Source organism: Streptosporangium sp. NPDC000509 (assembly GCF_042898365.1).
Taxonomy (GTDB): Bacteria; Actinomycetota; Actinomycetes; order Streptosporangiales; family Streptosporangiaceae; genus Streptosporangium.
Map to the genome: position 1 here is coordinate 224530 of NZ_JBIAYX010000002.1, position 11834 is coordinate 236363.

The window sequence follows — 11834 nt, forward strand, 5'->3', positions numbered from 1 at the left end:
CGTCGGCGACCCGAGTGCCGCCGCTCGATCGGTCAGTCGGTGGCCAGGCGGGCGTGCCGCTCCACGTCGTAGCGGACACCCTCGTAGCTGATCTTGGCCCGCTCGACGCCCTCGGACAGGAATCCGGCCCTGGTCGCCACCGCGCAGGAGGCGGTGTTACCGACCCGGTGTGCCAGCTCCAGGCGGAACAGGCCACGCTCCCCGAACGCCCACTCGGTCATCTTCCTGGTGGCGGCCACGGCGACCCCCCGTCCCCTGGCGCGCGGAAGCGTCCAGTAGGAGACCCAGCCGGTGCCGTGCGCGTCGATGTTGCTCACCGCGACGTTTCCCACGACCTCGCCGTTGGAGACCACGGCGAACGCCCGCGCGTCATCACGAAACCCCCACAGCCCCATCCACTCCAGCGCCGCCTGCGCGGTGTCGATGGGCCGGGCCGCCTGATCCGCCATGTCCGGAGAGCCGAACGCGTCGAGCACGACCTGCATGTCGTCGGGCCGCCATCCGCGCAACTCCACTTCCGTCATCCGTGCAGGTTAGTACCCGTTGACCCGCCCGTGAAGTGCGCGGATGGTGGAGCCTCCGGGGCCTCCGGGGTGACGGCCCGCAGTGACGCGGGGACGTCGGGGTCGAGGGAGAACGCGCTCGCGAGGCCGGTGACCGTCAGGATCCGTTCCAGAATCCCGTGAACACCGGCCAGCCGTAGGCAGCCCCCCGCCGCACTCGCGCGCCGCTGGACCTCCAACATGGTCCACAGCCCGGTGGAGTCGCAGAACCTCAGAGCGGTGACATCGAGGATCAGGTTCCCCACCCCTTCGTCCAGTTGCGTGACCAGGACATCGCGGAGCCGCGGACTGGACAGCTTGTCCAGCTCACCGGCGAGCACGGTCACCGAGGCGCCCTCGTGCCTGCGAACCGAGAGATCAAGCCGCGTCGTCATCCCCCACGATCCTTATGCCGGTTGAGCCGAGGCTATTTTAAAGATCTTGGTGAGAAGGCCCTCTCCGGCCAACCGCAACCCGCCCGTAAGCGAATCGCGTCCTGGGCTTGGGACCCTCCGGACCCGCCGCGCGGCTCCCCCGCGTACGGAAATCGTCCACATCGGATGGGAGGTCGCAGATAGATCTAGGGCGTGTGGGGCACTCAGCAGCTATGAGCGACGATTCGGAGAGCCGCGACTTCACCGGGAAGGGGCTCGGCGACGAACTTTCCAACCGACCGAAGACAATGGGAGAGATAGCCGTGAATCTGGCTGTTAGCGAATCACTCGCCAATCACGGTCACCACGCGCTGGTCAACGCCCACGAGGCGGCGGCGAGCAGCCACCAGCTCATGGCCGAGGCGGGGGTGGGTGATGTGGAGGAGCATCTCGATCTAGCGCGATGGCATCGCTGGTGCGCCGTCGTGGAGGATCAGCTGGCTGACGAGGCGGATCAGAAGACTCCCGCCAAGCGGAAAAAGGACCACTGAACACGACCGGCGACACCGAGGGGGGACCACCGGCGCGGGGACCCGGCGGGAGATCGGCTCACGCGGATCTTCTCGGCCGGTAGGGCACCGCGGCGTTCCAGGCGCCACGGCCCAGTGCGCCGGTGGATCTTCTTCACCCGCTCGGCGTGCTCCGGAGCCTCGTCGAGGAACGCCTCGGCCGAGTGTCTGCCCCGCCCTCCGTCGCCCACGGATCGAGCGCCACGAGCGCCCGCCGCCAAGCAGGAACACGACCGTCTCGTCCTCCCCGAACTCCCCGAGCGGTCGCGATACCAGCGACAACACAGTCATCTCCAAGTGCCGGATGCGAGAAATGAAGGGCCGTCCGATCGGCACCCGGCGACCTCGCCCACTCCCCACCCGCACCACGAAGCACTGGAGAACGCTCATGACCACCGTCTTTCCCCCGGCGGAAGACCTCGGCGGAGGGCTGGAGACCCTGCGCCAGCAGATCGCCGGCCCTGTCCTGACCCCCGGGCAGGACGGCTACGACGAGGAGATCGCCGGATTCAACACCGCGGTCCCGCACCGGCCCGCCCTCGTCGTGGGCGCCACCGGCGCGGAGGACGTCGCGGCGGCGATCCGCTTCGCGGCGGCTCACTCCCTTCCCGTCGCCGTACAGGCAACCGGCCACGGCGCGGTCCAGGCGGCCGATGGGGCACTGTTGATCAACACCTCCAGGATGCGCGAGGTCACCGTCGATCCTTCCGGCCGCAGCGCACGGATCGGCGCCGGCTCCCGCTGGGCCGATGTCATCGAGCAGGCGACCCCGCACGGCCTGGCACCCCTGAGCGGCTCGTCGTCGGGTGTCGGAGCGGTGGGCTACACGTTGGGCGGCGGCATCGGCCCCATGTCACGGACCTTCGGCTTCGCCGCCGACCACGTACGGGAGATCACCGTCGTGACCTCGGACGGCACGATCCGGGTGACGGACCAGAACACCGAGCCCGATCTGTTCTGGGGGCTGCGCGGCGGCAAGGGCAGCCTCGGCGTGGTCACCTCCATGGTCGTCGATCTGTTCCCCGTGTCGACCCTGTACGGAGGCTGCCTCTACTTCGGCGCCGAGGACACCCCGGCCGTCCTGCACGCCTACCGGACCTGGGCCGGCACGCTGCCGGAGACCACGACCACCTCGGTGGCGATGCTGCGCCTGCCTCCGCTGCCCCAGCTCCCGCCGCCGCTGCGCGGGCGTTTCGTGACCCACCTGCGCTTCGTCCACCTCGGCGACGCCCAGGAGGCGGAGGCCCTTCTCGCCCCGATGCGGGCCGTCGCCGAGCCGATCTTCGGCGAGATCGGGCAGATGCCGTTCGGCGCGATCGACTCCGTCCACCGGGACCCGGTCGACCCGATGCCGACCTGGGATCGCGGCGCCCTCCTGCGCGAGCTCGGTGAGGAGACCCTGGAGGCGCTCCTCGCGGTGGCGGGCCCGGCGGCCGACGTGCCCCTCGCCGTCGTGGAACTGCGCCACCTCGGCGGGGCGCTGGGCCGCGAGCCGCACCTCCCGAACGCCGTGGGCGGGCGGGACGCGGCCTTCTCCCTGCTGGTGATCGGCGCTCCCGTGCCGGAACTGCTGGACACCGTCGTCCCCGCCGTGGGCGGTGCCGTGCTCGACGCCCTCGCCCCCTGGCAGACCGGCGGGACGCAGCTCAACTTCCACGGCTCGGCGCTCGCACCCGCCGATCTGTCCCGCGCGTGGCCGGAGCCGACGCTGCGCAGGCTCGCCGCCCTCAAGGACCGCTACGACCCGACCCGGATGTTCCGTTTCGGGCACGTCGTGCCCCGCGTCTGAACAGCGACCATCCAGCCGTCAGGCCCGTGCTGTTCGTTCACGGCCATCACGCGATATTCGAGTGTCGTCACGAACTCTGAACGATCGCGTGGTGGCCGTCTTCGTGCGAATTTGCCTGCCGAAGATCGCGAAGTGTGTCAGGCGGTGGTGCGGTAGATGTCCCGCTGCCACCCGTCGTGATAGGAGCAGACTCCGTTGAGCCCGCCCGACATGCTCACCATGCCGTCCTTGCACATGACCAGATAGCCCGTCCCGTTGGGAAAGTTCTCGATGCACCGGAAAACCTCGCAGGCGCCGTCCGCCGGCGGATACACCCGGTTTCCCGTCGGGCAGAACGTGAACCCGTAGGTGTTGGGGGGCGCGTCGCAGAGCGGGCCGGTCGGCCCCACGGTGGGCGGCACCGTGGGGGTGGGTGTCGGCCAGGGAGGGGGCGTCGGTGTGGCGGTCACCGTGGCGGTGGCCGTCACTGTGGCGGTGGCGGTGGCGGTGGCGGTGGCGGTGACGGTCGCGGTCACCGTGGTGGTCACGGTCTCGGTCACCGTGATCGTGGTGGTCACGGCGGGGGGCGTGGGTCCCACGGTGACGGTCACCCGGGGCGCGGGGGTGGACTTCGTCGGCTTCGGCTTCGTCGCGGAGACGGAGAAGGTGCCGCTTTTCTTGTAGGTGCCGACACCGAGATACGTCTCCTGCCAGGCCGTCCGCCCGGCGTTCACCGACAGGGCGGTCGTCACCGTCCGGCACTTCTTCTTCAGGCAGACCCGTTGTTTCACGGAGAACCGCCTCTCGGCGCCGTACCCGTTCGTCGCCTGCACCCTGAGGTAGGACTTGCCGCCGACCTTCGTCACGGAGGTCTTGACCACCCGCTTGTCCGCCGCCGTGACAGCGGTGCTCAGCCCGCTGTCCACCGGCGTGGAGGCGCCGCTCACGCCCCCGCCCGCCTCCGTGAAGCTCCTGATCTCCTGCTTGTCACTCGCGGCGGGGCTCACGGCCGAGGCGGAGAAGGTGTCTCGGATGTCGATGGCACCCATCCAGCCGACGACGGCGATCAGGGCGCCAATGGCCGCCACGGACAATACGAAAGCTCTCATACCACCACAAGTATCCCGTATACCAGAATCGCTATTGATAAGTGATTTATTAATACTTATACCACTTACCTCGGCCGGTTTCCGCCGATTGGAACCTTCCACGGCACACGACTCATTTCTTTTCGCCGCAGACAGGAACCGGGTCACCGTGGAGCGGCGTACAGCCGTCTCCACAGGTGCGGCCGGGTACGGCGGGCGCGGACGGCACGGCAGGCATGGCCGCGCCACGACAGCCTCCACCCCGAGGCCTTCGGCGCGCCTCCCCTGCACGTCCGACTTCTCGCCGTACCCGCCGACGAGGACTGACGGCTCGGCCGGGCAGCGTCCCCCTCTCCCGCACCGGAGCGGGCCTCGCCGGGGGACGCGGAGGGCGAGCGGGCGCCGCCGGACGGGGACACGGACGCCGACCGGCCGCCATCGGGCGGACAGGCCGCGTTCGACCGGCTCCGACACACCAAGGCGATCACAAGTGGTGAGATTTTCCGGAGATCCCTGCCGGGCCGCCCGCCGCTCCGGCAGGGACGACTCGCCTTCCGACCCTCTCAAAAGCCCCTGAAATCATGATCGACCCGGTATCGATATATTAATTACATCCCACCACGCCTTTCGCACGCAGAAAGACGGCGAAGGCCGGAAATTAAAACACCCTTATCGTTTTCGACGTCAATTTTTATTGGACCGTCGTCGTGCACGCGTTGTAATTTCGCCACAACGCCCATATCCGAGCCTCACGTCCCGGAGTGAACAATGCACACGACCGAGCGTTCGTCGCCCGCGCGCCCCAGGAGCGGGCTCGCCGTCGTCGCCATCTGCTTCTTCACCATCGTCTTCGACGGCTACGACCTGATCGTCTACGGGTCGGTCGTTCCCAGCCTGCTCGGCAACCAGGAATGGGCACTCACTCCGGCGCAGGCCGGGGCGATCGGCAGTTACGCGCTGATCGGAATGCTGATCGGCGCGGTCGTCGCAGGAATGATCACCGACGTGGTCGGACGGCGCAAGATAATCCTCGTCAGCATCGCGTGGTTCTCCGTCGCGATGGCACTCTGCTCCACGGCGTCGTCCCCCGAACTTCTCGGCCTTTTCCGCTTCGTCGCGGGTCTCGGTCTCGGCGGCGTCGTACCGACGACGATCGCCCTGACCGTCGAATACGCCCCGAGAAACCGGCGCAATCTCTACAACGCGCTCATGTTCTGTGGTTATCCGGTGGGCGGCTGCCTGACCGCGCTGGTGGCGATGGCGCTTCTCGCCGAACACGGCTGGCGGGTGATGTTCCTGGTCGGGGCCGCGCCCATCGTGCTGATCCTGCCGCTCGCGATCTGGCTGCTTCCCGAGTCGGCGAGCTACCTGCTCGCGCGGGGACGCCGGGCGGAGGCCGAGGCGGTGGCCGCCCGCTACGGGCTCGACCTCGGCAACGGTCACAGTGAGCCCGGTGAGCCCGGCGAGCCGCGCGACAGGAAGGGCTTCACACTGCCGTTCCGGCGGGGCTACCTCGCCGCCACCCTGCTCTTCGGTGCGGCCAGCTTCTGCGGCCTGCTGCTGGTCTACGGTCTCAACACCTGGTTGCCGCAGATCATGCGCCAGGCCGGTTATCCCCTCGGCCCCTCACTGCGATTCCTGCTCGTCCTGAACATCGGAGCGATCGTCGGCACCATCGTGATGTCCGTCCTCGCCGACAGGATCGGGGCCAAAGCCATCACGGTCTGCGCCTTCCTCGCCGCCACCGTGTCCATCTACCTGATGAGCTTCGACCTCGGCACCGGCCTGCTGATGCTCTGCGTCGCCGTCGCGGGACTCGGCAGCGTGGGGACCCAGATCCTGGTCAACGGCTACGTCGCGATCTTCTACCCGGCTGCGGGCAGGGGCTCGGCCCTCGGCTGGACGCTCGGGGTGGGCAGGGCCGGTGCGATCGCCGGACCGCTCCTGGGCGGCTGGCTGCTGGGTTCCGGGCTCGGATTCGAGTGGAACTTCTACGGGTTCGTCCTGCCCGCCCTGCTGGGCGCGCTGTTCATCGCCGCGATCCCGCGTGCCGGCCGCCGCCGGCGGGCGTCGGCGGTCGAGACGCTCCCCGTGGAAAGCGGTGCGCTCGGCACCATCCCGTCCCAGAGGCGGGCGCAGACCTCCCACGAGGTCATGCGGTGACGAACCCGTCGAGGGAGTCGGGAAAACACCTTCGGAGGGGTGGCGGCCGGACCGCCACCCCTCCGAACCGCTGCCCCCTCGGAGAACCGAACCGCCATCCCTCCGAACCGCTGACCTCTGAAACGCCGAACCTTCGAATCTTCGAAACACGAAAGCGTCGGACCACGGAAGCGTCGGACCACCAGACCGCCGGAACACCGAACTTTCGGTGAACGCGCCTCTCGTACTTTGGGCCGATTCAGATCGGTACGACCTCTCGTACCATGATGGGGTGCTCCCCCTTGTGCGATCCGTGTGGGATGAGCCCCGTCCCCCCGACCCGCCGGCGCGGGTGTGGCGGGACTGGGCGCTGGTGGGACTGCTCGTGCCGATCGCACTGCTCGAAGGAGCGTTGCGACCGGATCTTCCGTCGCGGGTCCTCTCGGTGGCGGTCACCATCGGGCTGGTCCCGACGCTGTTGTGGCGCCGGACCAGACCGCTGCTGGTGGTCGCGATCGTCTTCGGCACCACGAGCCTGGCCCCCCTGCTGACCGGCGGCGTCTCCGCGGAGACGAACACGATGGCGTACCTCCTGATCGTGGTGTACGCGCTGGTCCGCTGGGGGTCCGGACGCGAGGTCGCGATCGGGTTGGCGATCGTCCTCGTCGCGGTCGGGCTCTCGATCGTCTTCGGCCGCCTCGCCCCCGCCGACGCGATCGCCGGGTTCGCCGTCGTGTTCTCCGCCGTCGCGCTGGGCGGGACGCTCCGCTATCGGTCGCGAGCGCGGGCGCGCGAGCTCGACCAGGTCAAGCTGCTCGAACGCGAGCAACTCGCCCGCGACCTGCACGACACCGTCGCCCATCACGTCTCGGCGATGGCGATCCGCGCCCAGGCGGGCATCGCCACCTCGGCGGCGCGGCCGAACGCCGCGACCGAGGCGCTGCAACTGATCGAGGCCGAGGCGTCGCGCGCCCTCGCCGAGATGCGCGCGATGGTCCGTGTCCTGCGCAGGGACGAACCCGCCGACCTGGCACCCGGTCGGCGCATCACCGATCTCCGGCACCTCGCGAGCGAGGACTCGTCCGACCTGTCCGTCGAGGTGGAGATCCCGGACGACCTCGGTGACCTCCCCCCGTCGGTCGAGGCCGCGATCTACCGCCTCGCCCAGGAGGCGGTGACCAACGCCCGGCGGCACGCCCGGCACGCCACCTACGTCGCGGTCCGCGTCACCACCGACGACACGTCGGTGCACCTGCGGGTGAGCGACGACGGCGAGACCGGTTCCATCCGCCCGCCCGGACCGCCGGGGTACGGGCTCATCGGCATGATCGAACGCGCCGACCTGCTCGGCGGTACCTGTGAGGCGGGCCCGAACTCCAACCGGGGCTGGACCGTCACCGCCGTGCTGCCTCGCACCGGGTCGGCCACATGAGCATCCGGGTGCTCGTCGCCGACGACCAGGAGATCGTCCGTACCGGACTCTCGATGATTCTCGACGCCCAGCCGGACATCGACGTCGTCGGCGAGGCCGCCGACGGGCGGCGAGCCGTCGAACTCGCGCGGCGCCTGCGCCCCGACGTGTGCCTGTTCGACATTCGCATGCCCGGTCTCGACGGCATCCAGGCCACTCGCCTTCTCGCGGGGCCGACCGTCGAGGACCCGCTCGCCGTCGTCGTCATCACCACGTTCGACCTCGACGAATACGTCTACGCCGCGCTGAGGGCCGGCGCGCGGGGTTTCCTGCTCAAGGACGCGGGCACCGTCCTGCTCACCCAGGCCATCCACGCCGCCGCGAACGGCGACGCGCTCATCGCCCCGAGCATCACCGCTCGGTTGCTCGGCGCCTTCGCCGAGACCGGACCCACCTCAGCGGTGTCGCAACCCGTCGAGGCGCTCACGGACCGGGAGGAGCAGATCCTCGTCGCCGTGGCGCGGGGACGGACCAACAACGAGATCGCCGACGAGTTCCACATCTCGCTCAGCACCGTCAAGACGCACATCGCCAGCCTGATGGCCAAGCTCGGCGCCCGCAACCGCGTCGAGATCGCGATGTGGGCCTACGAGACCAGGCGCGTCAAGAGCTGATCTCGCCGCGGTGACGGGTCCCTCGGCACGGCGGCGCGGGAAGGGCCGGAGACACCTGGCCGATCATCCATCGATCGGGCGTACTTTCGCCCGATGAGCTCCTCGCGGAGCCCTCCTACATTGATTTTCGTGGCACGGGACACGCTCGATGCCACCCGGCAGGCGCCTCCGCCTCACCCGATGCCGGACACGACATCGGTCCACGAGTACGGCGCTCCCCGGCGGATCCGCACCCACCCGCGATGGATGAGGAGAATGCGTTGAAGGCTTTTGTTCTGCGCTCGTACGGCTCACCCGATGTCCTCGACCTGACGGACGTCGACATGCCCGTTCCCGGCGACGACGAGGTGCTCGTCCGGGTGCGTGCCACCTCCGTCCAGCCCTACGACTGGCACATCATGAGAGGCGAGCCGTATGCCGCGCGCCTGATGGGCGGCGGCCTCCTCGGGCTGCGCAAGCCGAAGATCGACATTCTGGGCGCCGACATGTCCGGGCAGGTCGAGGCCGTCGGCAGGAACGTGACGGGCTTCCGCCCCGGCGACGAGGTGTTCGCACTGCTCAAGCAGGGTGGCCTCGCCGAGTACGTGTGCGTCGGACAGGACGCGCTCGCGCCGAAACCTCAGAACCTGTCGTACGAGCAGGCGGCGGCGGTACCGATGGCGGGCATCAGCGCGCTGCTGGGCCTGCGCGACGAGGGACGGCTGCAGCCGGGACAGAAGGTCCTCATCAACGGGGCCTCGGGAGGCGTGGGGACGTTCGCCGTGCAGATCGCCCGGGCGCTCGGCGCGGAGGTCACCGGCGTCTGCAGCACCAGGAAGATGGACCTGGTCCGGTCGCTCGGCGCGGACGAGGTCATCGACTACTCCAAGGAGGACTTCACCCGGAGTGGAAAGCGCTACGACCTCCTGCTGGACATCGCGGGGGGCCACTCGGTCTCGGCGTGCCGGCGGGCGCTGACTCCCAAGGGGGCCTACGTCCTCATCGGCGGGCGGTCCGGCCGGTGGCTGCGGCCCATGAGTCACATGTTCACCGCACTCGCGGTCTCGCCGTTCGTGTCCCAGAGGGCGGCCATCGTGGACGCGACCCGGGGCGTGGGGAACAGGCAGAACCTGATCACGCTGACCGAGCTCATCGAGGCAGGGAAGGTCACCCCGGTCATCGATCGGGGCTACCCGTTCAAGGACACCCAGACGGCCGTCCGATACCAGGAGGAGGGGCACGCCCCGGGAAAGGTCATCATCACGCTCTGAGACCCCCGCCCTCCCGAGACGCCCGACCCGCCACGCGCACGACGACCACCTCCCGCGAGCGACCGGAACATTCGAGATCCTCCTGTTCCCGAGCGACGCGGGAGGCCGGCCGCCGGCCGGAACCGCCCGGGTTCCGGTTCGCGTACCGCCGTCGGTGGTTCATCTCATGCGATCACGTCGGCGGGTGGAGCGAGCGGGGCCGCCTGCCGGCTGAGCCTGAGGACGGCCTTCGCCGTTCGCGGGTCGGCGGCGGGGGCGAAGGGGGTGACGGGCCGGGCCTTCGGCCCGATGACGAGGCCGGTCCGCCCGTCGAGCGAGGCGTCGGCCGCGGCGAGGATCGACGGCCGTGCCGCCACCGACGCGGGACCGGACGTGGCGCGTTCGAAGACTCGCCGGACCAGCGGCCAGAGCAGCCGCAGCCCCGGCGAGACGATTTTGGGCGACCGCATGGTGCCGTCGGTCATGTCGGTGGCCGCGCCACCCGGATCGGCCGCGAAGACCGAGATGCCGGTGCCGCGCAGCCGTTCCGCCAGATCCAGGGTGTAGGCGAGGTTGGCGAGCTTCGCCCGGCCGTACCAGTGGAAGCCGTAGTAGCCGCCCGGGGGCTCGATGGCATCGAAGGAGCGCTTGGCCGTCCGGATCGATCCCGAGGTGATGTTCACGATCCGGCTCGGCCCGCCGGCACGGAGCGGCTCCAGCAGCAGCTCGGTCAGCAGGTACGGCGAGAGGTGGTTCACGGCGAACGACGCCTCGATCCCGTCCACCGTCTGTCGCCGGTCGGCGAACATCGCCCCGACGTTGTTGACCAGAACCTTCAGCGGCCCTTCCTCGGCGAGGCCGGCCGCGAGCGCTCGTACGGCGTCGAGCGAGGCGAGATCCGCGGCGACGAACCTCGCCGCCGGACCGGTCGCCACCGCGTCGATCCGCTCGACCGCGCGGGCGCCCCGCTCGGCGTTCCGCCCCACCACGGTCACCTCGTAACCGATCGCCGCGAGCCCCATCGCGGTCTCCAGGCCGATCCCCCCGGTCCCCGCCGTCACCACAGCCCGTTTCTCCATGGCTCCGCCCTCCACTCGCCGATCCTTACCGGATAGTCATCCGTTTCCTGGTTCGTACCGTAGCACAAACGGATGGCTATCCGATTAGAGGGAACGGGCATGCGGCGGCGTGTCTCCGTACCTGGATTTCCCGACCGCCGCCACCGGAGGCGAGCTTTCAACGGCTCCGGACCGCCGCCGGCGCGGGGATCGGCCCCTCAGATGTCCCGGACACCGTCGGCAAGCCGGGCCGGTCCTCGAAATCGGCGCGGTAGGCGGCCATTCGGTCCCTCAACACGGGAGGCGACCTTTCGGCCCCTCAACACGAAGGGCAGCCTTCAACGCGGCGGGGGACGCAGCCCCTCAAGGAGAACGTCGAGATAGAGCCGCGCGTGCCTGGCGTCATCGTCACCGGAGCGGATCGCGTGCTCGACCCCGCAGAGCAGGCGGCGGATGTCGTCCGCCTCGACATCATGCCGGACGACCCCCGCGTCGCGGGCACGGTCGAGCAGTTCCGCGACGGCCCGGTCGAGCTCGGCCTTCATCGCCGAGGTCCGCGCGTCGGCGTCGCTGGCGGATCCGAGCACCGCCGCGAACCCGGCGTCGTTCAACGCGTGTTCGAGAGCGAAACGCAGGAGACGGTGCAGACCGGCACGCGCGTCCTCGTCGGCCGCCGCGACCTGCGCCTCGTCGACGAACTGCTGAAAGCGCTCGGCGAGCAGTGCTTCCAGCAGCGCGTGCCGGTTGGGGAAATGCCGGTACACGGTCCCGACGCCCACCCCCGCGAGCCGGGCGATGGTGTTCAGCATGAGCGAGTCGTCGCCTGCGGCCAGCTGCTCCCTCGCGACCTGCAACACCCGTGCGCGGTTGCGCGCGGCGTCCGCGCGCAACGTCGTCTCCCGCTCAGCACCGGGTGTCACGACCTCAGCCTAACGGTTCACCGGTCAGGCACCGCGCGGCGCCGACGAACAGCGGTGGA

The 11834-nt window shown here is 69.6% G+C and carries 11 protein-coding genes; 6 read left to right on the forward strand and 5 right to left on the reverse strand.

All coding sequences use genetic code 11. The annotated features are described in order from the left end of the window. Nucleotides 1-32: 32 nt before the first annotated feature. The gene (locus tag ACFY3D_RS04500; protein WP_389974831.1) at nt 33-524 is read right to left on the reverse strand and encodes a GNAT family N-acetyltransferase; all 492 of its coding nucleotides are present in this window, start codon (nt 522-524) and stop codon (nt 33-35) included. Next, complete coding sequence (locus tag ACFY3D_RS04505; protein ID WP_389974834.1) at nt 521-937, reverse strand: STAS domain-containing protein; 417 nt, start codon at nt 935-937, stop codon at nt 521-523. Before ACFY3D_RS04505 ends, ACFY3D_RS04500 begins: the two co-directional genes overlap by 4 nt. A 212-nt stretch (nt 938-1149) precedes the next feature. On the opposite strand from ACFY3D_RS04505, the gene ACFY3D_RS04510 reads away from it, so the two are divergent. Together ACFY3D_RS04510 and ACFY3D_RS04515 are read left to right on the forward strand one after the other, a co-directional pair. Next, entirely contained in the window at nt 1150-1467 is a 318-nt protein-coding gene (locus ACFY3D_RS04510; RefSeq protein WP_389974837.1) for a hypothetical protein, read from the forward strand. Between the two features lie 406 nt (nt 1468-1873). Beyond that, nucleotides 1874-3274 carry an FAD-binding oxidoreductase gene (locus ACFY3D_RS04515; protein WP_389974840.1) on the forward strand — a complete coding sequence of 467 codons (1401 nt, stop codon included), beginning with the start codon at nt 1874-1876 and terminating at the stop codon, nt 3272-3274. 137 nt (nt 3275-3411) lie between these two features. Here the strand turns inward: ACFY3D_RS04515 and ACFY3D_RS04520 are convergent, their stop codons facing one another. Next, the gene (locus ACFY3D_RS04520) at nt 3412-4341 is read right to left on the reverse strand and encodes a hypothetical protein (RefSeq protein WP_389974843.1); all 930 of its coding nucleotides are present in this window, start codon (nt 4339-4341) and stop codon (nt 3412-3414) included. A 768-nt stretch (nt 4342-5109) separates the two neighbouring features. On the opposite strand from ACFY3D_RS04520, the gene ACFY3D_RS04525 reads away from it, so the two are divergent. From ACFY3D_RS04525 to ACFY3D_RS04540, 4 genes are all read left to right on the forward strand, one after another. Beyond that, a complete protein-coding gene (locus tag ACFY3D_RS04525; protein WP_389974846.1) occupies nt 5110-6504 on the forward strand; it encodes an MFS transporter in 1395 nt (464 codons plus the stop codon). 271 nt (nt 6505-6775) lie between these two features. Then, a complete protein-coding gene (locus ACFY3D_RS04530; RefSeq protein ID WP_389974849.1) occupies nt 6776-7915 on the forward strand; it encodes a sensor histidine kinase in 1140 nt (379 codons plus the stop codon). Further along, complete coding sequence (locus tag ACFY3D_RS04535) at nt 7912-8568, forward strand: response regulator (protein ID WP_389974852.1); 657 nt, start codon at nt 7912-7914, stop codon at nt 8566-8568. Before ACFY3D_RS04530 ends, ACFY3D_RS04535 begins: the two co-directional genes overlap by 4 nt. A 260-nt stretch (nt 8569-8828) precedes the next feature. Further along, the gene (locus tag ACFY3D_RS04540; protein ID WP_389974855.1) at nt 8829-9818 is read left to right on the forward strand and encodes an NAD(P)-dependent alcohol dehydrogenase; all 990 of its coding nucleotides are present in this window, start codon (nt 8829-8831) and stop codon (nt 9816-9818) included. A gap of 164 nt (nt 9819-9982) precedes the next feature. Here the strand turns inward: ACFY3D_RS04540 and ACFY3D_RS04545 are convergent, their stop codons facing one another. Both ACFY3D_RS04545 and ACFY3D_RS04550 read right to left on the reverse strand, forming a co-directional pair. Beyond that, the gene (locus ACFY3D_RS04545; protein ID WP_389974859.1) at nt 9983-10876 is read right to left on the reverse strand and encodes an SDR family NAD(P)-dependent oxidoreductase; all 894 of its coding nucleotides are present in this window, start codon (nt 10874-10876) and stop codon (nt 9983-9985) included. Nucleotides 10877-11193: 317 nt separating this feature from the next. After that, entirely contained in the window at nt 11194-11775 is a 582-nt protein-coding gene (locus tag ACFY3D_RS04550) for a TetR/AcrR family transcriptional regulator (RefSeq protein WP_389974862.1), read from the reverse strand. Nucleotides 11776-11834: the final 59 nt, after the last annotated feature.